Source organism: Paraburkholderia sp. SECH4, from assembly GCF_030511745.1.
GTDB classification, from domain to species: domain Bacteria; phylum Pseudomonadota; class Gammaproteobacteria; order Burkholderiales; family Burkholderiaceae; genus Paraburkholderia; species Paraburkholderia madseniana.
In genome coordinates this window covers 205,315-231,095 of record NZ_JALOCP010000009.1, presented here as the reverse complement: position 1 = coordinate 231,095, position 25,781 = coordinate 205,315, and the positions used below count along the sequence as shown (strand labels likewise).

The window sequence follows — 25,781 nt, the reverse complement described above, 5'->3', positions numbered from 1 at the left end:
TCAAATCTCGCCATTTTCTGTGCGATTTCCGGTGCCAGGCAACCTGTCGAGTTCGATATTTGCGGCTTCGCTGGGAGAAAACGCCAGCGAGTCAGGTGTCGTGAGTTCCAGCGTGTATTCGAACAGTTCGCCAAGCGTCTCGGTGCCGCTCAGACGAACAGGAGTGAGGACTGGAAGACAGTCAAAGCCATAAGTGGGAAGCGCTGCGCCGGACACTGCCAGCGTGTGGGACTGGACGGGGTTGAACATGACGGATGGGTTTAGAACAGACGCGCATAGGCGTCGCGTCATACTGTTTTCTCTCCCGGGCGAATTATCGGCCGGCCGTTTTTTCTGAACGCTTACACCTTGTCTCTTGATATCTCGCCCGACTGTAGGATCGGGAACAGCGCCTCGCTGCGGGAAATATCAGACTCCCTGAGCCCGCGCTTAATTATTGAAGATATGAGGGTGACCGGAAAGAGGACAATGTGAAGATTTGAAAAGGTCGAATAAAGAGATATGCAATTCGCACGTCGAACTAATGAAGCCGCGATTCGAAGCAGAATTCTCCAGCTTGTTGGCACGCCTCGATCTCTCGCTACTTGAAACTGTGCCTTTCTCAAATCAGCCAGATTCTGAACGGATTCTTAGTGTTGGTCCGGCGAACGGCACAGGCTACGCGACGCTGAGGTTCGGCGAAGGCGCAGCGGACTGACGCCGATGGCAAGTGATCTTGCTTCGGCGTCGGCTAACGGTTGTTCTCGTCTGAAAATGCTTCGGCAATCGCCTGCACGATTTGCGCACTCAACTCTGGCCGCTCGTCAAACAGCGGATAGCGCTTGCGCAGGGTGTTCGACACGCTGTTGCCGTTCTGCCGGACGCTTCGAATGATGCCGTCCAGATCGTTGTCTGGCGCTTCGAGAAATTCCTTGATGGCGCGCCGTGCTGAGTCGTTGGCGTGCAGAAAGCGCGCTTCGGTGCGCATTTCATGCGTTAGCGTCATGTCGATCACGTCAGCAAGATAGGTGACGTGCGCGGTCAGATCCGGATAGCGCCACGCGGGCAGTGCGTCGTCATAGGCGCGGAAGTGCAGGTTGTATTCGACACCGTCGTCCGCGATCTCGGTCTTGCCGAACGTGTACTGGTCGGCATAGTGATTCATCAACGGGCGCGAAAAGCGTTCGAGCACTTTGTCGTAAGCGGCGCGATCGCGCGTGCTGTGGGTGATCGTGGCGGATACCGGCAAGATAATTGGCGCAGGCACCGCGCCGTCGCGACGCAGAATGTCGTTGATCAGGAAGCGTGAAATGCGGCCGTTACCGTCGGCCATAGGGTGCACATAGACGAAGCCGAACGATGCCGCGGCAGCACGCACGATAGACGCGCCCCCTTCGGTCCGTTCCAGAAAGCGGCTGAATCCTGCCAGCATCGCTTCGATGTGTTCCCAATGCGGCGCGATGTAGTCGACCACCGGTTGATAACGTGCGATGTGTCCCACGTACACCGGGGAGCGGCGGATGCCGTAACGCAGGGCCGACTGCCCCAGGATGCCGCGTTGCAAGACGTCGAGCGTTTCAGCGTCGAACGGATTCGCATGCTGTCCGCATTCGCTTTCCATGACTGCGGCAAAGCGGCGGATTCGATCCTCTTTGTCCTGCTCGTGTTCGATCAGAAAGCTCGCACGGCTCTCTTTGACCGTCAGCCAGACGGCGCTGCGCATGATCAGATCGATGCCATAGTCCGCTTCCAGTTCGGCAAGCGGTGCGGCAAGGTTATAAGCTTCGGCGCACTGAACCGCTTCGACACGTCGAATCACCGGGCAGAAGTCCCGATTGCCCGGCAGGTTGTCGCGCACACGCCAACGCGCGTTGTTGACCGGGGTACCTACGATGAAGTCCTCGGGATTCAGTGCATCGACGTAGTTTCCCCGGGAGACGCCCAGTGCGTTTAACGGCTCCGGCATCAACCACTCATAAAAGAAGCAGGCGCGGCGGGCATACGCGCCTGTGGGTTCGCGGGCGATCCATGCCTCCAGTTCGTGGCGCACCGGTTGCAGCGCATAGAGTCGCGCGAGGAATTCCAGGTGAATGCCTTCGTGCCGGAAGGCGAAAGTCAGGTTGTCGGTCAGGCTGGCGGCCGGACGATAGCGTTCGGGGTAAACCTCGCGGCGGATGTCACCGTCGGTGGACGTTGAGCGAATCCGGCCGATTTCACTTTGAATGGCGAACGGGTGGACCGGTACGACGCCGTACGTGTTGGATAGCCATTGATAACCGATCTGCGGCATGATTTTTCGATCCGGGGTGGCGGGGACGCGCGCGAGGACACGTTGTTTCGCTGAGTTTTGCGTAGTTTCGATTACTCGGCTCGCAAAACGATTACAAAACGCGTGTTTTCTGGAAAAACGATTATACGGCGTCTGCGCGGTATTTCGATTACTGGGCGGGTAAAACGATTACAAAGTGCCAGTTTTCTGGAAAAACGATTACTTATCCCTTGTTGAGGCCGCTTTTTCAGGTCTCGTCCGCCATCGCCATCCACCCAAACCGCCGGGACAACCTCAGGGTCGCCGCGCGCAAAGTCTGCGCGGGGCCGCCTGTGAGCTCGCTATCGAAGCTGCCGCTCGGCCCCATCAGCGCGAGCACCAGACAGATGCTGCCGGTATGGTCCAACACCGGCGCAGCCAAGGTGTTGATACCCGGCACAGGCCGGCTTAACGCGGTATCGATGCCATCCGCGCGGATTTGCGCGAGCCGCTGCGCATAGGCCTTTGTCTCCCCCGCCTCAGCCCCCGCCAACCGCAAATGATCCTGCGCCAGCAGCCCATTGCGCACATCATCCGCGACATAAGCAGCAAACACCCGCCCGATCGCCGTATTCACCAGCGACATCACCGTGCCGACCCGCAAGCTCACATGCAGCGGCCGCGCGGACTCTTCCAGACGCACGACGGTCGGCCCGAGCGGCCCAAGCACCGCCATCGCGACACTCATTCCCGTCGATACAGCCAGTTCGACCACTTCCGGCTCGGCTTCCCGCGTCGGTGACAAGCGCTGCAAGCCGATCAGCCCAAGCTCAAGCGCTAAAGGCCCGGCTTCGAAACAACCCGCAGCATCGCGGTTCAGCAAACCGATCTTGAGCAGACTCACCAGATGCGGAAACGCTTTGGCCGGCGGCATGCCCGCAGCGGCCGCAAGATCGCGCAAGCTCAACGGCCGCGCAGCCGCAACCAGCGCGCCGAGCAATTCGCCGGTGCTATCGAGCGACTGGATGCCCCGCTGCGGTTTCGCATCGGCAGAAGCGGCAGAAGCGGCGGAAGCGCCGGAGGCAGCGTAAGAGGGGTCGAGAGAGTCGGTCACGATGCGGAAGAAGCTAACAAGGAGGGCGCTGCCGCAAGTTCAGCGCTAATGTCATGAGCCGCGGCAAGCAGCGCGCGAGCCGTCGGGCCATCGGCGGCGACGTCGATCGCGCCCGTCGAGCCGATCACGGTCAGCGCGAGGCACAAGCGGCCGTCCGCATCGAGCACCGGCGTGCTCAAACTGCTGATGCCCGGACTCGGCGCATCGACGCTGCATTCCAATCTGCGTGCGCGGATAGCATCTAAAGCCGCTTCGAACGTGGCACGTTCATCAGGCGGCGTCATCGCGCTACTCGCAGCACCCGACTGATTCGCCCACATCCCCGCCAACGCCTCCCGTGGCAGATAAGCGCAAAACACGCGACCCGTCGACGTCGCCGGCAGCGACATCACCGTGCCCACATGCAGATTCACATGCAACGGAAATCCGGCATGCTCATAGCGGACGATAGTCGGCCCTTGCGGCCCGGCAATACAGATTGCGACGCTGAACCCGATCGCTTCGGCCAAAGCCGCGACGCGCGGCACGGCGGCGCGAAACGCCGGCTGGTTCTCCAGATGCATCAAACCCAGCCGCAACGACAGCGGACCCGGTTCATAACGGCCGGACAATTCGTCACGTTTGATCAGACCTAAGCGGCTCAAGCTCACCAGATAAGCGTGCGCTTGCCCCGGCGCGATCTGCGCGGCGGTGGCGAGATCGGACAAAGCCAGCGGGCTGCGCGCCTGAGCGAGCGCCAGCAACACGCGGCCGCCCACCTCGACGCTTTGAATCCCGCGCTGGGTCTTGCCGCCATCCGCCGTCTCGCTGCCGCCCGCACCTTTGCCGGTGGCCGATTTCGCTGCTTTGCTCACACCCGCGCTCGTCCGTAAAAAGGGTCCATGTTAGCCGAAGCCCTGCGCGAAAACCGCGCCTTCCTGTCCTTATCTTAGGCGCCCTGAGATTTGCGTATAGCGATACATTTCGCTATTGACAAATAAACCGGCCCGGCCATAAGATGCATTCACCCCGACATACCGGTGCAGTCACAGAGTCAAAACGGGGCGAGACAATCCTCCAATACCGTCAGCCCGCGCCTCTGAAATCTGAACGCGCAGCCGGCCGTCTCGCCTCACGTCCAACTTTTGAGGGAGACAAGCATGGCAAAGGCATTCGCATCCCAGGCCGACCTGGAAGTCAAGAAAGTCACGTGGACCAAGCTATCCGAGAACGCCTACGCGTACACCGCTGAAGGCGATCCGAACTCGGGTGTGATCATCGGCGACGACGGCGTGCTGATCGTCGACACCACCGCCACGCCGGCCATGGCGCAAGACCTCATCGCGAAGATTCGCAGCGTCACCGACAAGCCGATCAAATACGTCGTGCTGTCGCACTACCACGCGGTGCGCGTGCTCGGCGCGTCGGCGTATTTCGAAGAAGGCGCCCAACAGGTGATCGCGAGCCGCGGCACGTACGAGATGATCGTCGAGCGCGGCGAGCAGGACATGAAGTCGGAAATCGAGCGCTTCCCGCGTCTCTTCGCCGGTGTCGAAACGGTGCCGGGCCTGACGTGGCCGACGCTCGTGTTCGAAAAAGAAATGACGCTGTTCCTCGGCAAGCTCGAAGTGCGCATCGCGCATCTGGGCGCGGGCCACACGAAGGGCGATACGGTGGTGTGGTTGCCGTCGCAGAAGGTGCTGTTCTCCGGCGACCTGGTCGAATACGACGCAGCCTGCTATTGCGGCGATGCTCAACTCGAACAATGGCCGGCCACGCTCGAAGCGCTGCGCGCGCTGAAGGCGGAAAAGCTGGTGCCGGGTCGCGGTCCTGCATTGACCACGCCGGAAGACGTCAACAAAGGCCTCGACTACACGAAGGACTTCGTCACTACGCTGTTGCAGCAGGGCCGCGAAGCCGTCGAACAGAAGCTCGATCTGAAGGCCGCGATGGCGCACACGCGCAAGGCAATGGACCCGAAGTTCGGCCATGTGTTCATCTACGAACACTGCCTGCCGTTCGACGTCTCGCGGGCTTTCGATGAAGCGAGCGGCATCACGCATCCGCGCATCTGGACCGCGCAACGCGACAAAGAAATGTGGGACGCGCTGCAAGCCTGATAACAGCATCGAAACGCCGGAAAGCGTCAAGCAGGGCAGAGCGGAGAAGGACGGAGACACAAGATGAGCATCAACTACCAGACGCTGTCGTTCGACTATAAGCCGTGCCGGGAGCAGGCCGGGCAGGGCGATGCGGAACAGGTGGCCTATCCCGTGATCGTGGTCGGCGCGGGGCCGGTGGGCCTCGCTACCGCGATCGATATCGCGCAACAGGGCGTGCCGGTTGTGCTGGTCGACGACGATTGTTCGTTGTCCACCGGTTCGCGAGCGATCTGCTTCTCGAAGCGCTCGCTCGATATTTTCGACCGGCTCGGCTGCGGGCAGCGCATGGTGGACAAGGGCATCAGTTGGAATGTCGGCAAGGTGTTCCTGAAAGATGAACTGGTGTACACGTTCAATCTGCAACCGGAAGCGGGCCACAACCGGCCCGCATTCATCAACCTGCAGCAGTACTACGTCGAAGGCTTCCTGCTCGAACGCGCGCAGGAGATGCCGAATCTCGAGATCCGCTGGAAGAGCAAAGTGGTCGGCGTGCAGCAGAACGGCAAGACTGGCACTGCGCAAGCCAGCGTGACGCTGACCGTCGATACACCGAACGGCCAGTACCCGTTACGCGGCCGCTATGTGGTGGCCGCCGACGGCTCGCGCAGTCCGATGCGCAATCTGATGGGACTCGACAGCCACGGCGTCACGTTCAAAGATCGCTTCCTGATCGCGGACGTGAAGATGGAAGCGGAGTTTCCGACTGAGCGTTGGTTCTGGTTCGATCCGCCGTTCCATCCGAATCAATCCGTGCTGTTGCATCGTCAGCCGGATAACGTGTGGCGGATCGATTTCCAGTTGGGCTGGGATGCCGATCCGGTGCTGGAAAAAACGCCGGAACGCGTGATCCCGCGCGTGCGTGCGTTGCTCGGACCGGACGCGAAGTTTGAGCTGGAATGGGTCAGCGTCTATACGTTTTCGTGTTTGCGGATGGATCGTTTCCGGCACGGCAACGTGTTGTTCGCGGGCGATTCCGCGCATGGCGTGTCGCCGTTCGGCGCACGTGGCGCGAATAGCGGCGTACAGGACGCGGAAAACCTCGCATGGAAACTGGCGATGGTGCTCGAAGGCAAGGCCTCCGACGCGTTGCTCGACACGTATGCAAGCGAGCGCGAATTCGCCGCCGACGAAAACATCCGCAACTCCACCCGCTCGACCGATTTCATCACGCCGAAGAGCCCGGTTAGCCGCGTGTTTCGCGATGCTGTGCTGAAGCTCGCGCGGCATCACCCATTTGCGCGGCAGTTGACGAACAGCGGCCGCCTGTCGGTGCCGGCGGTGTTGCGTGATTCCCCGCTGAACACAGCGGACAGTGACAGCTTTGAAGGTCTGATGGTGCCTGGGGCATCGTGCGTCGATGCGCCGGTTCATGCCGTCGGGCAACCGGCATGGCTGTTACAGCAACTCGGTCAGCAGTTCACGGGCGTGTTGTTCTGCGGCTCGGAAGGTATCGATCAGGCGACGCAAGCTGCGTTGGATGCATTGCGAAGCGGGCCGATTCCGCTGAAGCTCGTTGTGGTCGCAAGTGGCGATGCGCAGGTCGCTGCGGCTTCGGATGCGAAGGTGGTGCACGACGTGGACGGTCTTGCAGCCGCTCGTTACGACGGCAAACCCGGCACGTTCTATTTGATCCGGCCGGACCAGCATGTGTGTGCGCGTCGTCGGCAACTCGACGCGAGCTTTGTGGAAGGTGCGTTGAAGCGAGCGTTGTGCGTTGAGGGTACGGCCTGAAGGCAGGGCAAACGCAGCACATCGGCAAAAGAAAATAGCAGGAGACAGTCATGGCATTGAACACGCAACCCAATCTCGCCCGCCCCGACGATTTCTACGAGGCGCTGATCGACATGCACCGCGATCTGGACGAGGCACAGAGTCAGTCAGCCAACGCGCAACTGATCCTGTTGCTCGCCAACCATATCGGCGATCACACGACGCTGCTCGAAGCGATGCGTCACGCACGTGAAGGCGTGACTGATGCTTCGGGGCGAGGTGCGCAGACGCATTCGCTGGCTGCCTGAACACGAATCACGACAAGCGGTAACGATAAAACGCTGCACGCGCGTGGCCGTTCGAGCCACGCGCAATCCACCACGGCGCGCGGCGTATCGATACCGCCGCATGCCGTTCCAGTAGAAAACCGAAACGCGGCGCATCAAGACGCCGGACCCAGCGGGTCCGTTGGACCCTCACGTTTGGAGATGACCCATGAGCCAATCCCTCGCCCCCACGCTCGCGCCGGGCGCATCCGCTGCTGTGCACGACGACCTGTTATATCGCAAGGTCTCGATGCGGATCATTCCGTTTCTGTTCCTGTGTTACGTGGTGTCGTTTCTCGACCGCATTAATATCGGCTTCGCGCAATTGCAGATGAAGCATGACCTCGGTTTCAGTGACGCCATGTATGGTTTGGGCGCAGCGGTCTTCTATATCGGTTACGTGTTGTGTGAAGTGCCAAGCAATATGCTGCTCGCGCGCTTCGGCGCGCGCCGCACCTTCACGCGGATCATGCTGCTGTGGGGCATCGCATCGGTCGGCATGATGCTGGTGTCGAAGCCCACGCACTTCTACGTGCTGCGTTTTATGCTCGGCGTGTTCGAAGCGGGGTTCTTCCCCGGCATCGTGCTGTATCTGACCTACTGGTATCCGGCGCGGCGGCGCGCAGCCGTGCTGTCTATTTTCTTCGCGGGCGTCGCAGTGGCGGGTGTGCTCGGCGGCCTGGTGTCCGGCTGGATAATGCGCGATATGGGCGGCGTGATGGGGCTGTTCGGCTGGCAGTGGATGTTCGTGATCGAAGGTGCGCCGGCCATCGTACTCGGCCTGCTTGCCGCGTTTTATCTGGTTGACGGTCCGCAGCATGCAACGTGGCTCAACGACGCTGAGAAGGCGAAACTGATCGTGCAGCGCGATGAAGACCGCCGCGTTTCATCGGACGCGCATTCATCGCGCGCCGTCATGCAAGCGCTGCGCAATCCGCGGGTTTATCTCTTCGCGTTCATCTATTTTTCGCTGACCTGCGCGTCGCTGACGCTGAACTTCTAGATGCCGTTGATGATTCGCGACTTCGGTGTTCACGATGTGCTGGCGATCAGCCTGTACACCGTGATTCCGAATGCGGTCGGCGCAATGGGGCTGATTCTGATTGCGCGGCACTCGGATCGTCATGGCGAACGACGCCGGCACTTTGCGATGTGCACGATCGGTGGCGGCATCGCGTTGTCTCTGCTAACGCTGCATTTGAGCAGCTTCCCGGCGATGCTCGCGATTCTCTCGCTGGCGGCCGTGCTGATCTTCGCCGCGTTGCCGATTTTCTGGACCGTGCCATCGGGCTATCTGTCCGGCACTGCAGCGGCGGCCGGCATTGCGTTGATCAGCAGCATCGGCATTACGAGCGGGATTGTCAGCCCGTGGGTGATCGGTCTGATCAAGACGCACACGGGCAGCATGGACAATGCGTTGTATGTACTGACCGCGCTATTGTTCGTCAGCGGCGTGGCGTTGCTGATTGGCGTGCCGAAGGAAGCGAAGCGAATCTAAAGATCGAAGAGGTTCGGACGTCATATCGGGTAGAGTCGCGCATATTCCTTGCGACTCTTACGAGTGAGGCCCGAACCTGCAATGCATTCCGTCGAACCTGTTCCCTTGCCGCATGACGGCCCGCCCGACGTTTCATTGTGGCGAGTCGATTTCGCTTTCGACGCGTCGTTGGAGGATGCCGCCTTCGCCGCGCTCAGCGACGACGAACGCGCGCGAGCCGGCAAATTTCTCCGCCACGAAGACGCGCTGCGTTTCGCGTCCGTGCGCGTGGCGCTGCGCGAGCAACTCGCGCAGTGTCTCGGCATCGCGGCACACACCGTCCGCTTCGAACTCGACGAAAACCATCGCCCGCATCTAGCCGATTCCAACGCGCTCGACTTCAACGTATCGCATGCAGGCTCGCATGGGCTCATCACGATGTCGCCTAAGCGGCGTGTCGGCGTCGATATCGAACATCGCAGCGACAGCTTCGATTGGCATTCCATCGCGACATTGACGCTCGACGCAAGCGAGGCGGCATGGATCGACCACCTCGATGTTGAAGAGCAGTGCGCCGCGTTTTACGACGCATGGGTCGCCAAAGAAGCGCTCGTCAAAACGACGGGCGTGGGCATCGCGCGCGGCTTGCAGCATCTGACGGTGCTGCCGCGTGACAGCGCCGAGGTGACGCTACGCAATGTGATTCCGGAGGACATGCGCGCGATTGCCGCGCGCTGGATCGCGGCGCCTGAAGCCTATGCGGCATGTGTGGCGTGGTCGACGAAAACGTTCACCCGCTAAACGTTTCGTTCGCCAAACACCAACGCCTTCGGCCATCCAACCGCATGCACTTGCGTGACGGGCTGGGCGAGTGCAACCGCCGCACGAATCTTGCCCGACATCGGCAGATCGAGCACATGCCAGCGGCCATGTTCGGCAAGATCGAACGCACAGGATGCGGCATCGCTCGAGAGCAGATCCAGATCGATACCGACCGGCGCATAGCGCAACGCATTGCACAAGCTGCCATAACGCACGCGTTGGCGTGAGGTTTCCCGCGTGTCGTCAAGCGCGGCGCCCGGCGAGGGTACGGCGACGCTCAGACCAAGCGTCGTCGACGCAATGCCGATCACGATCCAGATGCCGGCGTACGCGATATCAATCGTGATGCCGCGGCCGTCGTGCAGATGTCGCGCGCGCAGCTTCTCGTTGCCGTCGTCCTGCAGATCGACCGCATGCGGCTCGCAGTCGAACAGATTCGCGACTATCCAGCGAGTCACCACGCGTGCGCTGATAAAGCGTTTGCGTAACGCCGCGTTCGGGTGAAGCCGTGCGCGTTCGCGCTCTCCCTTCGACAGCCACGTCTCGCCTTCCTGCACCGGCACCGGCAACCATTCGCAGCGGAACCGCCACAGATGCAACTCACCCGCGCGTGGCGCGGCAACGCTGTGCGGATAGTGGCGCGTTAGCGGATGGGACACGAATTGCGGCGCGGTCGCGCTGACGATCGCGTGTGCGGTCCGAGCAGGTTGAACCGGTCGAGCAGGTTGATCGGCCTGCAAGGCGTTAGCGCTATTCGTCGCCTGCGAGTCGATGCTGTCACGCACACGCGACGGCGCGAGATAAGCGAGTTCCGACGGCATACGCTCGGGTCCTCAATGCATATAGGTGACGCGGCGCGCTTGCACGTCGAGTTCGACACCGGCGTCGAGCAGATCGATAGCGAACCAGCGGATCAGCTTCAACACGCCACTGACGGCCGGCGCCGGCAGCCATTCGCTCAGCATACGCAATGCAGCGCCGCTATGCGTCTTTTGCAGCAGCGCGATGGTTTGCAGGATCACGGCTTCGTCCTTGCCGAGATCGCTGGCGCAGCGGCATCGCATGTCGAGTGGGCGATAGGACACGTGCATCAGCGAGCGCATCAGCAGATCGAAATGTTCGATGCCGTCCTGCCGCAAGCCCACGCCGATCAGGATGTCGCGCCAGTGCACCCCGCCGTGCACGGTTTCACATGCCGGCCGCAGCCAGGTGCGCACGGCGCTGAGGACCGTGCGATCGGGCGCGTCGGTGGAATCCGTGACGTGATCGTCGACCAGTTCAGGACGGCTGCTGTATTGAGAGCGGAAGTTCATCGAGGCTCCTGAATGGACACGGTCCAATGAGTCGCGCCGGCCTGATCGGAGGAGGCCACGTCGCAGGCCAGCGCTTGTCGCTCGCGACGGATAGGCGGTGACGCAGTGCTTGCGTCAGATGCTTGCTTCAATTTTTAGCCGGCTGCGGCGGCACCCATTCGCGCACATGTTCGCTGCGTGCCGGACGTGCCGTTTCTTGCCCGGGGTCTTTCGGCGTGCCGACAAACAGGAAGCCGAGCAGCCGCTCATTCGGTGCGAAGCCCAACGCGTCGTGCAATTGCGCTTCATAGCTGTCCGGTCCCGTGGACCAGAAGCCGCCGTAGCCGAGCGCGTGGATCGCATTCAGCATGTTCATCGTGGCTGCGCCGACCGCCAGCAATTGCTCGACCTCGGGTATCTTCGGATGGGCCGACAGCGCCGCGCCGAGCGCGATCACAAGTGGCGCCGCGTAAGCCTTCTGCCGCCGATGCGCATGCGCGGAGCGCGGCTCGCCCGGCGAACGGGCGCAGGCGAGGTCGACCAGCACGTCGCCGAGCTGGCCGCGTGCGTCGCCGCGGATCGTGACGAAGCGCCACGGCCGCAGATTGCCGTGATCGGGCGCGCGCAAGGCGGCATCGAAGATCAGATCGAGCTCGGCGTCGGCCGGGCCCGGTTCGGTGAGCGGCCATTGGGACTGGCGCGACAGCAGCACTTCAAGTGCGGCCGTCGTCTTGGATCCGGCGGCGGTGTCAGGCGTCGCGGTGGCGGCTGTGCGTTGGCTTTCGGTTTCTGGGCGGCTGATATCTAGCGTGATCATGATTTCGGAATCGGCGGGTGTCATGGGTGCCATGATGAGCTAATTTTCTAGTAAATGCAAATCATTCGCATTTAGAAAATGAATTTGACAGAGCGTTGAACTGCGGCTTGGTACTGGCTGCGCGCGGCCAGAAGGCCTTGCAGCCAAGCGTCGGGCGTTTGATCCGCAACTAACCGTCAGCCGAACGGGGCGCCCCCAGATATGATGGCGAGATGCCGCAGCAAGCCTGCCGCATCCTTGTCTACCCACGCTAGCCAATGCCGACAAAATCTCTCGACGCCGCATCGACCGCCACGCCCACCGAAGCGGCGCAGCGTCTCCCCACCTTGATGCTGGCCGCCGGCCTGTCCTTAGGCAGCGCGATCGCATTGGGCCTCGCGCGCTTCGCTTACGCGTTGCTGTTGCCGTCGATGAAATTCGACCTCGGCTGGAGCTTTGCTCAAGCCGGCGCGATGAATACCGCCAATGCGCTGGGCTATTTACTGGGCGCGCTGGCTTTTCCGCGGCTCGCACGCCGCTGGTCGGCCGGTGCATTGTTCGGCGCGGGCTGCGTGGCCACTGCGCTTCTGATGGCCATCAGCGGTTTGCTGGACGACACGCATTCGCTACTCGCGCTGCGCATGATCACCGGCGTGAGCAGTGCGGCGGTTTTCGTCAGCGGCGGCGTGCTGGCGGCGAGGCTTGCGTCGGCGAGACCGCACGATGCGGGGCTTGTCCTCGGCTTGTATTACGGCGGGACCGGTTGGGGCATCGTCGCTTCGTCGGTACTCGTGCCGTTGACGATTTTCAACGCCGTGCATGGCTGGCAGTTTGCGTGGTTCGCGCTGGCCGTTGCGTGCGCGGTGTTCTCCGCGATCGCCATCGGCGCCGCTAGAAAAATCGAAAGCGTGCACGCGATGGGTTCCTCGACCGCGCATGCTGCGGATACCGCCGCGGCGCCACGCTGGCCGCGTTTCAGCCCCGCACTGGCGGGCTATGGACTGTTCGGCGTCGGCTATATCGGCTACATGACGTTCATCGTCGCGCTGCTGCGCAATGCGGGCATGAGCGCGGTGGTGGTGACAGGCTTCTACCTGTTGCTAGGCGTGGCGACGGTCGTTTCGGCACGCTTGTGGTCCAGTCTGCTCGACCGCATGCGCGGCGGCCACGCGCTCGCCATACTCAACGCGTTGCTCGCGGTGGCGACGCTGTTGCCCGCGTTGTTCACGCAACCGTGGGTGGCGTTTGTCTCCGGCGTGCTGTTCGGCGCGACGTTCCTCTCGGCCGTGGCGTCGACCACGGCTTTCGTGCGCCACAATCTGCCGGCGAGCCACTGGGGCAAGGGCATAAGCGCATTCACGATCGTGTTCGCGTTCGGACAGATCGTCGGGCCGATGGTGATCGGCTGGGTCTCGGATGGCGCGGGTCTCGCACGTGGGCTGGTCTATTCCGCGTTGCTGCTCGCGGCCGGCGCGGTGCTGGCGGCTTGCCAGAAGCCGTTACGCGGAGCCTGACTGAACGATCCCCAGGTATTCCCGGAGTTCCAGGCGAGTGTCTTAAGCACGTACACTCATCGCTTGTTCCCTGCGCTGAGAGAAACCGTGCCTGTCATCACCTGCATCGAAGATTTACGCGTGCTTGCCGAGCGGCGTGTGCCGCGCATGTTCTACGACTACGCCGACAGTGGCTCGTGGACCGAAAGTACCTACCGCGCCAATGAAAGCGACTTCCAACGCCTGAAGTTGCGCCAGCGCGTGGCGGTCAACATGGCGGGCCGCAGCACGCGTACGGAAATGATCGGTCAGGCGGCCGCCATGCCCGTGGCGCTCGCGCCGACGGGGTTGACCGGCATGCAGCATGCCGACGGTGAAATCCTCGCTGCGCGCGCGGCGGAGAAGTTCGGCGTGCCGTTCACCTTGTCCACGATGAGCATCTGCTCGATCGAGGACGTGGCCGCCCAGACCACCCAACCGTTCTGGTTCCAGCTTTACATGATGCGCGACCGCGATTTCATCATGCGGCTGATCGAGCGTGCTCGCGCGGCACGGTGCAGCGCCTTGATGCTGACACTGGACCTGCAGATCCTCGGCCAACGCCACAAGGACATCAAGAACGGGTTGTCGGCGCCGCCCAAATTGACCCCTGCGAACCTCATCAACCTCGCGACCAAACCGCGCTGGTGCCTCGGCATGCTCGGCACCCGGCGGCGCACCTTCGGCAACATCGTCGGTCATGCGAAGGGCGTGGGCGATCTGTCGTCCCTGAGTTCGTGGACCGCCGAGCAGTTCGATCCGGCGCTGAGCTGGGCAGATGTCGAGTGGGTCAAGAAGATGTGGGGCGGCAAACTCATTCTGAAAGGCATCATGGATGTCGAAGATGCGCGCCTTGCCGCCGATAGCGGCGCTGATGCGTTGATCGTCTCCAACCACGGCGGCCGTCAACTCGACGGCGCGCCTTCTTCGATCTCGGTGCTCCCCGAGATCGCACGCGAGGTCGGCTCGCGTATCGAAGTGTGGATGGATGGCGGCATCCGCAGCGGACAGGACGTGCTGAAAGCCGTTGCGCTCGGCGCGAAAGGCACGCTGATCGGCCGCAGCTTTCTCTACGGGCTGGGTGCAATGGGAGAGGAGGGTGTTACCCGGTGCCTGCAGATCATCCAGAAGGAGCTGGACATCACCATGGCCTTTTGCGGGCACACGGATATCCGTCAGGTGGACGAGCGGATCCTGCTGCCCGACAGGCGTTGAAGGCGGCCGCCAGGCGCGACATCTGGCGTCTGGTAGTCGCCGGTGTTCAGCCGGATGTCCGGCCTATGCCGTTCGCCGCCACTTCATTCGGCTCGCAGTCTTCCAAAGCTTGCAGAAACGTCGAACTCCACCAGTGCACATCGAACTTGCGGATGCGGTTAAGAAGTGCTTCATGCCGGTTGATCCGCTCGTCAAGCGACATGGTTAGCGCCCGCTGAATGGCCTGCGCCGTGCCTTGCGTATCGTAGGGATTGACCAGCAGCGCTTCCTTCAATTGCTCGGCGGCCCCGGCAAAACGCGAAAGCACCAGCATGCCCGGGTCGGCAGCGTCCTGCGCCGCGACGAATTCCTTTGCGACCAGATTCATGCCGTCCCGCAAGGGCGTGACGAGCGCCACGCGACTCGCGCGAAAAAGACCCGGCAGGCGCTTACGGGCCACGTTCCGATGAATGTAGCGTACCGGCATCCAGTCCAGTTCACCAAAGTCGCCGTTGATCGCGCCGCACAGGCTATCCATCTGACGCCGCAGATCGTCGTAGGCACCGACGTCCTCGCGGCTCGGGGAAGCGATCTGGATCAGCGTCGCGCTATCGCGGTTTTCCGGGTAGTAGGTCAGCAGCTCGCGGAAAGCATGGACGCGTTGCGGCAGCCCCTTCGAGTAGTCCAGCCGGTCGACGCCTACCAGCAAACGCCGCCGCGAATACTCGTCACGCATCCGGACGAACATGTCGCGGCCTTCCTTCGAGTCGGCAAGACGCTTGAAATCGTCGACGTCGATGCCGATGGGATAGGCGCCGACCCGCAGCGTTCGATTGAATGCCCGAAGGCGATCCGGACTCAAGCGTTGCGCGTGCGCTTCCGATTCGACGTAGTGAGAAAAATGCGTCAGGTCGGCTTCGCTCTGGAAGCCCACCAGATCGTATGCAAAGAGCGAGCGCATCAGCCATTCGTGTTCCGGAATCGCTGCCATGATCAGCGGCGGCGGCATCGGAATATGCAGGAAGAAGCCAATGCGGTTGGTGCATCCCATGGCGCGCAATTCGGCTGCGAGCGGGATCAACTGGTAATCGTGAACCCAGATGAGATCGTCCGGTTTCAGGAGCGGCAGCAGTTTTTGCGCGAATAACTGGTTGACCCTGCGATAGCCCGCTGCGAATCGCGTGTCGAAATTTGCCAGGTCCAGCCGGTAGTGGAATACCGGCCACAGGACATCGTTGGAGTAGCCCAGGTAATACGTGTCGTGATCCTCGCGGCTCAGATCAAGCGTCGCAAGCGTGACGTTGCCGGCCGTTTGGACATGAACTTCCCCGTGGCTGGATTGCGCGCCATCCGCGGCTTCCCGGATCTTGCCGCTCCAGCCGAACCAGAGCCCGCCAGTTTGTTGCAGGCTTTCTCGTACTGCTACGGCGAGTCCGCCGGCTGCAGGCTTGCGAGGGTCGGCAGTGCGATTTGAAACGACGACGAGACGACTCATGAGGTCCTTGTGCTGTTGCGTTCACATGCGATATCCGGCGCGGCCAGCCGTGCCGGACAAGGATCACTTCCTGATTGACGCAGTTTACTATGTCGTCAGCACATGCTTACGACTGCGCTTCGCCCGTACGCTTCGCTCCTACCGCCTCGGGTGTGCGCGGGCCCGTGCAAGTTAACGATTTCTTCAGATTGCCTCGATAGTGATTTCGGTAGTCCGACCGCAACATGAGACAAGCGCTACGAACGAGACGCCGCGTGCGAAGTCGTTCGAAACGCCATTGCGGCCAACCGTTTGTTCGTCTGTTGACCGTGTCCGCATTACCTTGCTGGAGTCAGTCAACATGAAAACACTTCGACTCGTGGCGACGTGCGCCGTCGCCCTCTTTTTTGGACAAGCGTGGGCGCAAGACAACCCGGTGCAGTCTGCAACACCACCTGCCGCTCAGGACGTCGGCGGCACAACCAGCTCGTCGGCAGGCGAATCAGGATCCGCAGCGAAGCTCACGCGACAACAGGTTTACCAGGACCTTATTCGTTCACGGCAAAGCGGAGAACAAAGCCGCCTGTGGGGCGACCTCTACCACGGCCAATGAAGAACCGGCGCCGTGCGCCGCCCGCCGGCCTTCACGTCGAAGGGCGTAATACGCGCAACGTATGACGGTGCAAGTGGAGGCCCAACGGTACCAAGTCGACAAGCCGCATGCATAGGCTTCTTCCGGGCTTTGCCACGACCGCCCGATCAGTAACCAACATGCTTTTCGACTTTCCGGAATCGTCCCGTCGACCGATAGTGCTGGAACCATGGGTTAGTGCGCAGTTCACACAATCGCGGCGAGCGTTCGGCAACCGCGGCCTCGAGCCAGTGAAACATCTCGTCCGGTTGTGCGAGGCGTGCGTACAATTCCGCAAACAGGAGCGGCGATGTATAGCGCTTTCGGCTCCTTGCCTGTAAATCCTGCAGATACCACTGCAGAACCTTCTGATAGCCACCAGAGTCCCAGATCGCCCGAATGGACGCCGCCCGGGCGAACTCGCTGCACCGTGTCAACGCATCGACGGTCGCTTCGATCGCCTCTTCGTGCCGCCCCTGGACTTCGAATGCAGTAGCCAGCAACTGGTAGATCAACGGCGATCTATTCCCGTGCCCGGTGTCGAGATATTCGCGGATGACCTCCTCGTATCTGCCCGACTGTATAAGACCGAACACGCGCGAACCTTCGAACCCCAGTGGGTCCACACTTTCGGCGAGCTCGAACTGCGCTCTTCCCTCCGCTTCTCGCCCGAGCACCAGTAGAAGCCGTCCGTACAGGCGGCTGGTTTCCGCATGGCTCGGGTTGAGCCGCAATGCCTTCAGAAACTCGGCTTCCGCACGGAGCCAGTCCCAGTCGTAGAAGTAGTGCACACCGGCAAGCGCCTGGTGAGCCTCCGGAAGATTTGCGTCGAGTTCCAGAGCGCGAAGTGCCGATTCGCGCGCTTTGGGGTAACCCTGCGACGGCGCGTAGAACCCATGCGTGGCGGTCGAGCCGAAGATATTCGACAAGCCGACGTAGCCGAGCGCGTAGGTCGGGTCCCGATCGACAGCACTTTCGAAGTAGTTCCGCGCGCGAATGAAGTCCTCGTCGTTTAACGCATGATGTGCGGCGAACCCCGCATCGAAATGAACGCGCCGGGTCCAGTAATATCGGCCACGCAGGTAGGCGTCGTGCGCCACCGGATCGACCGGCAGACGCCTTGCGAGCATGTGTTGCTGCTGTTGCGCGAGCGCCGGCGAGACTTCCTGAGCGAGGGCGGTGCCGACCTCTTTCTGGATATCCAGTGCGCCCCGTGTCATTGGTTCATGCGCACGGCTCCAGATCTGCACCTGATCGACGCAGCGGATCAGGTGCGCCAGGATGCGAACCCTTCCTCCGTCCCGTGTCAGCGAACCTTCGAGCACATAGTCGACTGACAGCTCGTGCGCGATTTCCGCGATGCTCTTATTTACCCGCCGGTAGCGGGCGGCCGTTGTCCTGGCAATGACGAGAATCTGCTCGGGATTGAGCACCCCGATGTTGGCGGAGGTCTCGTCCGCGAGCGCGTCGCAGAGACTGTCTTCGCTTGAATCGCCGGTCTTGTTTTCGAAGGGCAGCACCAGCACGCGGACCGCTTCCGCGGGACTATGCAAAGGCTCTTCGGAGAACGTCCGCGTGCCGTTCAGGCGATACCCCTTCCCCTTGACTGTTGTCAGATGCAATGGGTGATCGGGATTTTCGTCTAGCGCAATCCGGATTTTTCTAATTGCTGTATTAATGCTGTTGTCCGTTTCGCGAAAAGCGTTACCTCCCCATAGCGCCCTGACGATGTCTGCGCGCGTCACGAGTTGTCCGTCGCGGGACGCCATCAGGATCAGCAACTCCATCGGCAGGCGCTCGAGAGGGATCTGCTGTCCAGCCCGACGCAATTCGTAGCGCTGGATATCGAGTTCGGTGTCGCCAATCCTGACGAACTCCTGAGGATTCATTTGCGCTCCTGCAACAGCGACTCATTGCCCATTTTGACGCCTATGGCCTCCTGGCGGTGACGCTTCATTCGGAACGACGCAACGAATGCGAATGTCGCGCAAAGCACCATGACAAGCGCGGGTGAGAATGCCCAGTTCGTTGTGGATGCAAGAATGCTTGCGGCGAGCGGCGCTATTGCCATCGGCGCGGCCAGACCGACATTCATGGTGGTGGCGAGGCCGCTGAATCGCACGTCGACGGGAAACATCTCCGCAATCGCACACGCGTAGGTTCCATTTGCAAACGAGGCGACGACACCGGCCATCAGAAACAGCAGGGGCAAGCTGGCCTGATGACGCGTCACCGCAACGTAAAAGAAAGGGGCGAACAGCGCTGACAGTACGGCCCCCGACATGAAGACGTAACGTCGCGACAGCAGATCGCCTAAGTACGCTGTGACTAGGATGCAGCCCGAGATGGCGGTTACATACAGGGTCTGGGCGCTCGCAATCTTCCGCGGGTCATAGTGCAGCGTCTGAAGATAGGCTGGCATGTGCGCCACGAAGAGACCACTGGACGCCCCCACCAGTGATGCCGCAGCGACGCCCGTCAGCACGGACGCGGCATGCTTGCGGAACAGAACAGCAAGCGGCTCCCGGTGCCGGGCGCTCACTCTCCGCGCATATTCATCGGTTTCCGCCAACGTGCGCCGCACAACGAAACTCAGCAGACCTAGAAGACCGCCAACCAGAAAGCCGATCCGCCATCCGAAAGCGCTGACCTGATCCGAAGTGAAAATCATCTGCACGCCGAGATTGATGCTGATGGCAAGCATGAGCGCAATATTGACAGCGAGAAACACCATGCCGCATAAGATCCCGGGTTTCGCGTGCGCTGTTTCAACGGCATAGATAACTGCTCCCGGCAATTCACCGCCCAGGCACAGACCCTGTGTGATTCGTAGCAGAACCAGGAGCATTGGCGCGGCAACGCCCAGTGATTCGTATGAAGGAAGTATTGCGATGAGCAAGGTCGACACAGCAGCGACCATCGCCGACGAGGCGAAAACAATGCGCCGGCCGTACCTGTCGCCCAGCCGGCCGAGAAAGATGCCGCCCACGAGCCTCGACATGGAACCGGCCGCCAGGACCGCGAACGACAGTGTCTCTGCGGGCACGCCCATTCGTGCCGGGAAGAATTCGCGGCCAATGCTTTGTGCGAAAAAACCATAGACGGCGAAATCGAATACCTCGAGCGCGCCGCCTGTGCTTGCGACGAAAATCATCCAGCGTTGGCGGGGGCTCAAGGAGCAGATCTCAGCTCTTTCTCGACGTCTTGGCGACAAATGGTGTCGGTACGTGCTGACACGCCTCGCTTCCGCATTTCGGGCAAACCGGACGGGCGATCTCATGTTCCGCGAGATGTTCAGCGTGTTCGAACAACTCGCCACATTTCTCGCAACGATATTGGTACGTCGGCATTGCGCTTCTCCAACTCGAATCCCACCTGCGCTGGCCAGCTACAGCTCGCCGACGCTTTCCGGTAGTCTGAAAATTAATTCTAGTGCAGCAAATGCGCAGACATACGCCTCATCGCAGCCAGTGCGCGCTGGTACTACGGCGCGACCCGCGCTTCCGCTGGCGGCTGGTTCGTACTAGGCTTGATTGTGGAAGGCATCCGCTGTCTGGCGAAATTGGACGAGTTGACATTCGCTGACGAAGGCAACCTTCCCCCGGTGTTCCTGGCGCCACACAACGAGGTCCGATATGCAAATGCTTACGGTAACAATCGACAAACCCGAAGCGACGAACTTCATCCTGGGGCAAAGCCACTTCATCAAGTCTGTCGAGGATCTGCACGAGGCGCTGGTGGGTACCGTTCCGGGCATCAAGTTTGGTTTGGCCTTTTGTGAAGCATCGGGCAAGCGCCTCGTGCGCCGGTCCGGCACCGACGCCAAACTGATCGAGATGGCGTGCCGGAATGCCATGACCATCGCAGCAGGCCATAGCTTCCTGATCTTTTTGGGCGATGGCTTTTTCCCGGTCAATGTGCTGAACACGATAAAGGCTGTGCCGGAGGTATGCCGGATCTTCTGTGCGACGGCGAATCCCACGCAGATTCTGGTTGCCGAGACAGATCAGGGGCGCGGTATCCTGGGTGTGGTCGACGGGTTCCCGCCGCTCGGCGTGGAAAACGAGGAGGACGTTCAATGGCGCAAGGACCTGTTACGCGCGATTGGTTACAAAGCGTAGGTGTGGTTACGCTTATTCCGCGGCGTGCGCGTTTGCGACGTGCGCGTTCGCGAGATGCACGCCGGTTGATGTGATCCATGGAGCACCTACATCTCCAGCCCGGCACCCTGTGGCCGGCCATCCTGCGCCAGACTGAGCATGCGCTGCGTCGTGGTGCGCTGCGACCGATCGAGACAACCCAGACGCTGATCAAAGAAGGTGGCGTACGCTTCCTGGTCCGCGAGGTCTCAAGCCTCACTCGCAAGGAGGAAGCCCGACAAGCGCCTAAGCCCAACGCCGGGGCGCGCAGTGCGTTCAATCCGTTCCTGCCTTATGACCCGGACCTCTTTGTGGCCGATATCTCGGACACTCACGTCGCCTTGCTCAACAAGTTCAACGTCATCGACCATCATCTCCTGATCGTCACCCGCAGCTTCAAGTCGCAGGACACGCTGCTCGATCTGACGGACTTTGCTGCATTGGTCGAGTGCATGGCTGAGTTCGATGGTCTGGGTTTCTATAACGGCGGCGTGGAGGCCGGCGCGAGTCAACTCCACAAGCATCTGCAGATCGTGCCGCTGCCGCTTGGAGAATCAGGCCCGCCGCTCCCTATCGAGTCCGTTCTTGCATCCGCGTGCATGGACGGTCCGATTGGCAAGGTACCCGGTCTGGATTTCAGGCACGCGGTCGCCCATCTGGAGCAGGCGCCTGCCGCCTCAAGGCACGCCGCACACGCCGCGTTCGATTGCTACCACGCGTTGCTCGAAGCGGTTGGCCTGCAAGCGGTTGAGGCGAACGGAGAACTTCATCAGTCGGCACCGTACAACCTGCTTGTCGCCCCTCGATGGATGCTGCTCGTGCCAAGGTCTTCGGAATGTGTCGAGGGAATTTCAGTGAATGCGCTGGGGTTCGCGGGATCGCTCTTCGTGCGAGACACAGCACAGATGGAAGTCATCAACAGGCTCGGTCCGATGACCGTGCTGCGACGAGTCGCGGTCTCCGCAGACGAATGAGAACGGCAGTCGCTATTTCTCTGGTCACCTAAAATACAGGCATGGTTCTGACCTCAAAGGAGGTTGCCATGACCGAGTCGATGACCAGTTTTGTAGTGGGAATCGCGGTGGTGCTATGCATCGTGATATTTACCGCGATACGTTACAGGCGGGAACACAACGACCGACCGGTCGCCCGCTGGCTGCACACGCATCCGATCAAGGACTGGCTGCACCATAAGCACTGAATGGCGCAACGTGATGTCTGGAAGCGCCGGGCCGCGCGAATGCTGTGGAGGCAGCGATCGCGTGGCGGTCCACATCGGACTGCGCGGCGCTTCTATGCTGTTTCTTCCGCAAACCGAACTAGATCGCAATCGACGGAATGCTCTTCATGCAGCGGAGGGCAAACATCGAGCGGCTATGGCGAATGCCCGCGATTTTATAGAGCTTCTCGCGCAGAAACCGCTCGTAGCCGGCCGTCCCGTCGACTGCCACTTTGACCAGGTAGTCGTAATCGCCTGACACCAGATACGCCTCCAGCACCTCAGTCAACGTCGCCAGTTCGGCGCCGAAGCGGGCAAGGGCGTCGTCGTCGTGACGGTCGAGCGTGACTTCGAGCAGCACCACGTCGGCGAAGCCGAGCTTCTGCTGATCGAGCAACGCGACGTAGCCGCGGATGTACCCCTCCGTCTCCAACTGACGCGTGCGATTCCAGCACGCCGTGGTCGACATGCCGACCAGTTCGGCGAGTTCGGCGTTGCTCAGGCGCGCGTTCTTCTGCAACTCGCGCATGATCTTCCGATCCTGGTTGTCCAGTGGGCGATTTCGGGTGGTCACGGCATTCTCGGAAGTTTATTCAGATAAATGCCATTCTAAAGGAAGATCATCCTGCGTCCGGCCAGTTCTACGACTGTGTCGAACATGCCGTGTGGGTGCGATGCGCGTGAGGCAATGGAAAAACCGGGTCTCACCAAGGGATTGGAGCCTTAGGTGATCGCGACGCGTAGTAACACTAATCAGCCTCGCGCAGGGCATGGAGATTGTCCAACGCTTCGGCGAGGCACGCGGCAAATGCATGGCAAGTTCCGCTGATCGGATCGGATTCGAGGGATGCTATCCCGGTCTCGAAGCTGATCGTTGGCACGAATGGCCTCATCACGAACTGTTCGGTGTCGCAGCATTGCGCGATCAACCGGTTGACGATCGCCGCGCCGACCCCACGTGCCGCCATCGCGCACGCGACGCTCACCGAATGCACCTCAGCCACCACATTAGGCGTCACGCGCGCGCTGCGGAACGCCGCGTCCACTTCGTGACGAAGCGCGCTCTGGCGCCATAGCAGCACGAGCGGTACGCCGTCCAGATCGCGCGGGGAGACGGTCGCGTTCCGGGTGAGCGGATGCGCGCGTGGTATCACGCACACCGATTCACTGTTGAACCGCCATTTGACTGAAAAGCCGGACAGGCGCGTCGGTAGTCGAACGAACGCCAGATCAACCTCCCGGCTCAGCAATGCGCGTTCTGAAGCGTCGTAGGTGCCCGAAAACACCTCCAATACCGCGTCGCGATGCGTTTCGTAGAAATGCTGCATCACAGCGGGCAGCAGGAACTGGGCAAAGGTATTCGGAACCATGATGCGCACGAGCTTGCGCTGCGTGCCGGCCAGTCGCAGTTGCTGGGCATGCCGTTCGAGGCACCGCGCCGCTTCGACGATCGTCTCCACTTCCTGCACCAGCGCGTCGCCCTCACGCGTTGGCGTCAGGCGGCCTTGTTCGCGCACAAACAGGCTCAGGCCGAGATCCTCCTCCAACTGGCTCAGCAGACGACTCACCGCCGACTGCGAGCATCCCAGCCGCTGTGCGGCTGCCGTCGTCGTATGCAGCGTTGAAATCGCCACAAAAGCTTCGAGTTGCTTAAGGTTCATTTCAGGTTCTGCATAGGGTTATGTTGATTCGACATAAGGTTGCGGACAGTTTTTTGCCGTCGAATGATCGGGGCGTTCCATGAGCCCGGTGCCGTTTGCGCCTCCGGACCCCCCGCATTTTCATCATTTGAGGTTTCACACGCAATGATCGCCTTCATCATCCGGCGGCTCATCCAGAGCATCGGCGTGTTGCTGCTCACTTCAGTGCTCGTCTTCTGCGGCGTGTTCGCCATCGGCGACCCGATCGCGATCCTCGTTCCGGCCGACGCGAGCCCGGCCGAAATCGCACAGGCCGTGCAATCGCTCGGACTCGACCAGCCGCTCTGGCAACAGTATCTGCATTTCATCGGGCGAGCACTGCACGGCGATCTCGGGCGCTCCTTCGTGTTCAACCAGCCGTCGATCCAGTTGATTCTTGAACGCCTGCCAGCAACGCTGGAACTCGCGCTCGTGGCGCTCGTGCTTGCGCTGATAGTCGGTCTGCCGCTCGGCTTGATCGCCGGGCTGAAGGCGGGATCGGTGCTCGACCGCACGGTGATGACGGGCTCGATCCTCGGCTTCAGCCTGCCGAACTTCTGGCAAGGCATCATGCTCGTGCTGATCTTTTCGGTGACGCTGGGCTGGCTGCCGTCGGCCGGCCGTGGCCAACCCGGCATGCTGTTCGGCATCCACACCAGCCTCGCGACGTGGGATGGCCTGCGGCACCTGCTGCTGCCGGCACTCAATCTGTCGCTCTTCAAGATGTCGCTCGTCACGCGCCTCACGCGCGCTGGTGTGCGCGAAACGCTGCCGCTCGACTACGTGAAATTCGCCCGAGCCAAAGGCTTGCGGGAGCGGCGCGTGATCTTCGTGCATGTCCTGAAGAACATCCTGATTCCCATCGTCACGGTTGTCGGCATGGAATTCGGCTCGTTGATCGCATTCGCCACCGTGACGGAGACAATCTTCGCGTGGCCAGGTGTCGGCAAGCTGATCATCGACAGCATCACGAAGCTCGACCGTCCGGTGATCGTAGCCTATCTGCTGATCGTGGTCGCGATGTTTACGCTACTCAACCTCGCCGTCGACATCATCTATTCGCTGCTCGATCCGCGCGTGCGGCTGGAGGCGGCATGAGAAGCAGCGCAAGCTTTTCTTCGTGGCAGGTTGATCGCAATACGACGTTGGGCATCGTACTGCGCAGCCTGTTCGGCAAGCCGGCCGTCGCTGCCGCGACCTGCGTATGTCTGGCGCTCGTCGCGATCGCGCTGCTTGCGCCGTGGATCGCGCCGCAGAATCCGTATGATCTCGCCGCGCTCAATATCGTCGATGGCCGCCTGGCACCCGGCGCGCGTGGCGTGAATGGTCATCTGTACCTGCTCGGTAGCGATGCGCTTGGGCGCGACATGTTCGCCGCGATGATGTACGGGCTGCGCATCAGCCTTGGGGTGGGTCTGCTGAGCGGCGTCTTCGCGATGACGCTCGGCACGACGCTCGGCCTCGTCGCCGCGTACTTCGGCCGTCACGTCGATACGCTCGTCATGCGTGCCGTCGATCTGATGCTCGGCTTTCCGACGATTCTCGTCGCGCTGATGATGCTCGCGATTCTCGGCCAGGGTGTCGACAAGGTGATCCTCGCGCTGGTGGTCGTGCAGTGGGCCTATTTTGCCCGCACCGTGCGAGCAGTCGCCGCCGTCGAACGCCGCAAGGAGTATATGGAGGCCGCGCTGTGCCTCGGCTTGAGCCACCGGCGCGCGTTGTTCAGCCAGTTGCTGCCGAACTGCCTTCCGCCCGTCATCGTGATTGCCCTCGTACAGATCGCCGCCGCCATTTCAGCCGAAGCGACCTTGAGCTTTCTCGGCATCGGCCTGCCGGTTACGCAGCCCTCGCTGGGTCTGCTGATCGCGAACGGCTATCAGCAACTGATCGCGGGTTTCTACTGGATCAGTGTTTTCCCAGGCCTGTTGCTGCTCGTGCTCGTGTTCAGCATGAATATCGTCGGCGACAGTCTGCGCGAAGCATTGAACCCGCGTCTGCAGAAATAGGA

The 25,781-nt window shown here is 61.3% G+C and carries 25 protein-coding genes and 1 pseudogene; 13 read left to right on the top strand and 13 right to left on the bottom strand.

From position 1 onward, the window contains the following. The 4 genes from M0D67_RS15600 to M0D67_RS15585 all read right to left on the bottom strand — a co-directional run bounded on the left by M0D67_RS15600 (position 1) and on the right by M0D67_RS15585 (position 4,195). Positions 1-249 (bottom strand): hypothetical protein, encoded by a 249-nt coding sequence (locus M0D67_RS15600; protein ID WP_266239119.1) that lies wholly within the window; start codon positions 247-249, stop codon positions 1-3. A 481-nt stretch (positions 250-730) separates the two neighbouring features. Next, entirely contained in the window at positions 731-2,269 is a 1,539-nt protein-coding gene (locus M0D67_RS15595) for a Fic family protein (RefSeq protein WP_266239118.1), read from the bottom strand. Positions 2,270-2,495: 226 nt separating this feature from the next. Then, positions 2,496-3,341, bottom strand: a complete 846-nt coding sequence (locus M0D67_RS15590) for an IclR family transcriptional regulator (protein ID WP_266239117.1) — start codon at positions 3,339-3,341, stop codon at positions 2,496-2,498. Beyond that, a complete protein-coding gene (locus M0D67_RS15585) occupies positions 3,338-4,195 on the bottom strand; it encodes an IclR family transcriptional regulator (RefSeq protein ID WP_266239116.1) in 858 nt (285 codons plus the stop codon). Before M0D67_RS15585 ends, M0D67_RS15590 begins: the two co-directional genes overlap by 4 nt. A 285-nt stretch (positions 4,196-4,480) precedes the next feature. On the opposite strand from M0D67_RS15585, the gene M0D67_RS15580 reads away from it, so the two are divergent. The 5 genes and pseudogenes from M0D67_RS15580 (at position 4,481) to M0D67_RS15560 (ending at position 9,796) form a co-directional block, all read left to right on the top strand. Continuing rightward, positions 4,481-5,440 (top strand): MBL fold metallo-hydrolase, encoded by a 960-nt coding sequence (locus tag M0D67_RS15580; RefSeq protein ID WP_054035596.1) that lies wholly within the window; start codon positions 4,481-4,483, stop codon positions 5,438-5,440. Positions 5,441-5,503: 63 nt separating this feature from the next. Continuing rightward, complete coding sequence (locus M0D67_RS15575) at positions 5,504-7,213, top strand: FAD-dependent oxidoreductase (protein WP_266239115.1); 1,710 nt, start codon at positions 5,504-5,506, stop codon at positions 7,211-7,213. Between the two features lie 50 nt (positions 7,214-7,263). Further along, positions 7,264-7,500: a DUF2783 domain-containing protein gene (locus tag M0D67_RS15570; protein WP_266239114.1), complete on the top strand. Its 237-nt coding sequence runs from the start codon at positions 7,264-7,266 to the stop codon at positions 7,498-7,500. Positions 7,501-7,687: 187 nt separating this feature from the next. Continuing rightward, positions 7,688-9,016: pseudogene (locus M0D67_RS15565) on the top strand (MFS transporter). A gap of 81 nt (positions 9,017-9,097) precedes the next feature. After that, complete coding sequence (locus M0D67_RS15560) at positions 9,098-9,796, top strand: 4'-phosphopantetheinyl transferase superfamily protein (RefSeq protein WP_266239113.1); 699 nt, start codon at positions 9,098-9,100, stop codon at positions 9,794-9,796. On the opposite strand, the gene M0D67_RS15555 is transcribed toward M0D67_RS15560, so the two are convergent. From M0D67_RS15555 to M0D67_RS15545, 3 genes are all read right to left on the bottom strand, one after another. Next, the gene (locus tag M0D67_RS15555; protein WP_266239112.1) at positions 9,793-10,638 is read right to left on the bottom strand and encodes a hypothetical protein; all 846 of its coding nucleotides are present in this window, start codon (positions 10,636-10,638) and stop codon (positions 9,793-9,795) included. The two genes, M0D67_RS15560 and M0D67_RS15555, sit on opposite strands and share 4 nt — an antisense overlap. A 12-nt stretch (positions 10,639-10,650) precedes the next feature. Continuing rightward, positions 10,651-11,130, bottom strand: a complete 480-nt coding sequence (locus tag M0D67_RS15550; protein ID WP_266239111.1) for a hypothetical protein — start codon at positions 11,128-11,130, stop codon at positions 10,651-10,653. A gap of 127 nt (positions 11,131-11,257) precedes the next feature. Then, positions 11,258-11,959, bottom strand: a complete 702-nt coding sequence (locus tag M0D67_RS15545) for a nitroreductase (RefSeq protein ID WP_266239110.1) — start codon at positions 11,957-11,959, stop codon at positions 11,258-11,260. Positions 11,960-12,183: 224 nt separating this feature from the next. Between M0D67_RS15545 and M0D67_RS15540 the strand changes: the two genes are divergently transcribed. Both M0D67_RS15540 and M0D67_RS15535 read left to right on the top strand, forming a co-directional pair. Further along, positions 12,184-13,419 (top strand): YbfB/YjiJ family MFS transporter, encoded by a 1,236-nt coding sequence (locus tag M0D67_RS15540; protein ID WP_266239109.1) that lies wholly within the window; start codon positions 12,184-12,186, stop codon positions 13,417-13,419. A gap of 87 nt (positions 13,420-13,506) precedes the next feature. Continuing rightward, positions 13,507-14,652: an alpha-hydroxy acid oxidase gene (locus tag M0D67_RS15535; RefSeq protein ID WP_266239108.1), complete on the top strand. Its 1,146-nt coding sequence runs from the start codon at positions 13,507-13,509 to the stop codon at positions 14,650-14,652. A 46-nt stretch (positions 14,653-14,698) separates the two neighbouring features. Here the strand turns inward: M0D67_RS15535 and otsA are convergent, their stop codons facing one another. Beyond that, positions 14,699-16,126, bottom strand: coding sequence for an alpha,alpha-trehalose-phosphate synthase (UDP-forming) (gene otsA / locus M0D67_RS15530; protein ID WP_266239107.1), 1,428 nt, complete (start codon positions 16,124-16,126; stop codon positions 14,699-14,701). A 340-nt stretch (positions 16,127-16,466) separates the two neighbouring features. Between otsA and M0D67_RS15525 the strand changes: the two genes are divergently transcribed. Beyond that, a complete protein-coding gene (locus M0D67_RS15525; RefSeq protein ID WP_266239106.1) occupies positions 16,467-16,718 on the top strand; it encodes a hypothetical protein in 252 nt (83 codons plus the stop codon). A 146-nt stretch (positions 16,719-16,864) separates the two neighbouring features. Here the strand turns inward: M0D67_RS15525 and M0D67_RS15520 are convergent, their stop codons facing one another. From M0D67_RS15520 to M0D67_RS15510, 3 genes are read right to left on the bottom strand one after another with little or no spacing between them, the layout of a single operon-like run. Then, a complete protein-coding gene (locus M0D67_RS15520) occupies positions 16,865-18,625 on the bottom strand; it encodes a winged helix-turn-helix domain-containing protein (RefSeq protein ID WP_266239105.1) in 1,761 nt (586 codons plus the stop codon). Then, positions 18,622-19,911: an MFS transporter gene (locus tag M0D67_RS15515; RefSeq protein ID WP_266239104.1), complete on the bottom strand. Its 1,290-nt coding sequence runs from the start codon at positions 19,909-19,911 to the stop codon at positions 18,622-18,624. The genes M0D67_RS15520 and M0D67_RS15515 overlap by 4 nt, the downstream gene beginning before the upstream one ends. 10 nt (positions 19,912-19,921) lie before the next feature. Then, entirely contained in the window at positions 19,922-20,086 is a 165-nt protein-coding gene (locus M0D67_RS15510) for a zinc ribbon domain-containing protein (protein ID WP_266239103.1), read from the bottom strand. A gap of 285 nt (positions 20,087-20,371) precedes the next feature. On the opposite strand from M0D67_RS15510, the gene M0D67_RS15505 reads away from it, so the two are divergent. The 3 genes from M0D67_RS15505 to M0D67_RS15495 all read left to right on the top strand — a co-directional run bounded on the left by M0D67_RS15505 (position 20,372) and on the right by M0D67_RS15495 (position 22,076). After that, entirely contained in the window at positions 20,372-20,857 is a 486-nt protein-coding gene (locus M0D67_RS15505; RefSeq protein WP_266239102.1) for an adenosine-specific kinase, read from the top strand. A 77-nt stretch (positions 20,858-20,934) separates the two neighbouring features. Then, positions 20,935-21,849 (top strand): phosphorylase, encoded by a 915-nt coding sequence (locus M0D67_RS15500; RefSeq protein WP_266239101.1) that lies wholly within the window; start codon positions 20,935-20,937, stop codon positions 21,847-21,849. Between the two features lie 68 nt (positions 21,850-21,917). Continuing rightward, positions 21,918-22,076 carry a hypothetical protein gene (locus M0D67_RS15495; protein WP_166618229.1) on the top strand — a complete coding sequence of 53 codons (159 nt, stop codon included), beginning with the start codon at positions 21,918-21,920 and terminating at the stop codon, positions 22,074-22,076. Between the two features lie 118 nt (positions 22,077-22,194). Here the strand turns inward: M0D67_RS15495 and M0D67_RS15490 are convergent, their stop codons facing one another. After that, positions 22,195-22,668: an Lrp/AsnC family transcriptional regulator gene (locus M0D67_RS15490; RefSeq protein ID WP_154562395.1), complete on the bottom strand. Its 474-nt coding sequence runs from the start codon at positions 22,666-22,668 to the stop codon at positions 22,195-22,197. 175 nt (positions 22,669-22,843) lie between these two features. After that, on the bottom strand, positions 22,844-23,755 hold the full coding sequence (locus M0D67_RS15485; RefSeq protein ID WP_266239100.1) for a LysR family transcriptional regulator: 912 nt from the start codon (positions 23,753-23,755) through the stop codon (positions 22,844-22,846). A 144-nt stretch (positions 23,756-23,899) separates the two neighbouring features. Here M0D67_RS15485 and M0D67_RS15480 point away from each other — a divergent pair, with 144 nt between their 5' ends. Together M0D67_RS15480 and M0D67_RS15475 are read left to right on the top strand one after the other, a co-directional pair. Continuing rightward, positions 23,900-24,871, top strand: coding sequence for an ABC transporter permease (locus tag M0D67_RS15480; protein ID WP_266239099.1), 972 nt, complete (start codon positions 23,900-23,902; stop codon positions 24,869-24,871). Then, a complete protein-coding gene (locus M0D67_RS15475) occupies positions 24,868-25,779 on the top strand; it encodes an ABC transporter permease (protein WP_266239098.1) in 912 nt (303 codons plus the stop codon). Before M0D67_RS15480 ends, M0D67_RS15475 begins: the two co-directional genes overlap by 4 nt. The last annotated feature ends 2 nt before the right edge of the window (positions 25,780-25,781 follow it).

Excerpts from the sequence above, each read along its gene's own strand:
- M0D67_RS15495 (WP_166618229.1), top strand. The coding sequence starts at position 21,918 with ATGACCGAGTCGATGACCAGTTTTGTAGTGGGAATCGCGGTGGTGCTA.
- M0D67_RS15475 (WP_266239098.1), top strand. The coding sequence starts at position 24,868 with ATGAGAAGCAGCGCAAGCTTTTCTTCGTGGCAGGTTGATCGCAATACG.
- M0D67_RS15505 (WP_266239102.1), top strand. The coding sequence starts at position 20,372 with ATGCAAATGCTTACGGTAACAATCGACAAACCCGAAGCGACGAACTTC.
- M0D67_RS15580 (WP_054035596.1), top strand. The coding sequence starts at position 4,481 with ATGGCAAAGGCATTCGCATCCCAGGCCGACCTGGAAGTCAAGAAAGTC.
- M0D67_RS15575 (WP_266239115.1), top strand. The coding sequence starts at position 5,504 with ATGAGCATCAACTACCAGACGCTGTCGTTCGACTATAAGCCGTGCCGG.
- M0D67_RS15525 (WP_266239106.1), top strand. The coding sequence starts at position 16,467 with ATGAAAACACTTCGACTCGTGGCGACGTGCGCCGTCGCCCTCTTTTTT.
- M0D67_RS15500 (WP_266239101.1), top strand. The coding sequence starts at position 20,935 with ATGGAGCACCTACATCTCCAGCCCGGCACCCTGTGGCCGGCCATCCTG.
- M0D67_RS15550 (WP_266239111.1), bottom strand. The coding sequence starts at position 11,130 with ATGAACTTCCGCTCTCAATACAGCAGCCGTCCTGAACTGGTCGACGAT.
- M0D67_RS15600 (WP_266239119.1), bottom strand. The coding sequence starts at position 249 with ATGTTCAACCCCGTCCAGTCCCACACGCTGGCAGTGTCCGGCGCAGCG.
- M0D67_RS15540 (WP_266239109.1), top strand. The coding sequence starts at position 12,184 with ATGCCGACAAAATCTCTCGACGCCGCATCGACCGCCACGCCCACCGAA.
- otsA (WP_266239107.1), bottom strand. The coding sequence starts at position 16,126 with ATGAGTCGTCTCGTCGTCGTTTCAAATCGCACTGCCGACCCTCGCAAG.
- M0D67_RS15560 (WP_266239113.1), top strand. The coding sequence starts at position 9,098 with ATGCATTCCGTCGAACCTGTTCCCTTGCCGCATGACGGCCCGCCCGAC.
- M0D67_RS15555 (WP_266239112.1), bottom strand. The coding sequence starts at position 10,638 with ATGCCGTCGGAACTCGCTTATCTCGCGCCGTCGCGTGTGCGTGACAGC.
- M0D67_RS15520 (WP_266239105.1), bottom strand. The coding sequence starts at position 18,625 with ATGAATCCTCAGGAGTTCGTCAGGATTGGCGACACCGAACTCGATATC.
- M0D67_RS15480 (WP_266239099.1), top strand. The coding sequence starts at position 23,900 with ATGATCGCCTTCATCATCCGGCGGCTCATCCAGAGCATCGGCGTGTTG.
- M0D67_RS15485 (WP_266239100.1), bottom strand. The coding sequence starts at position 23,755 with ATGAACCTTAAGCAACTCGAAGCTTTTGTGGCGATTTCAACGCTGCAT.
- M0D67_RS15545 (WP_266239110.1), bottom strand. The coding sequence starts at position 11,959 with ATGGCACCCATGACACCCGCCGATTCCGAAATCATGATCACGCTAGAT.
- M0D67_RS15510 (WP_266239103.1), bottom strand. The coding sequence starts at position 20,086 with ATGCCGACGTACCAATATCGTTGCGAGAAATGTGGCGAGTTGTTCGAA.
- M0D67_RS15570 (WP_266239114.1), top strand. The coding sequence starts at position 7,264 with ATGGCATTGAACACGCAACCCAATCTCGCCCGCCCCGACGATTTCTAC.
- M0D67_RS15595 (WP_266239118.1), bottom strand. The coding sequence starts at position 2,269 with ATGCCGCAGATCGGTTATCAATGGCTATCCAACACGTACGGCGTCGTA.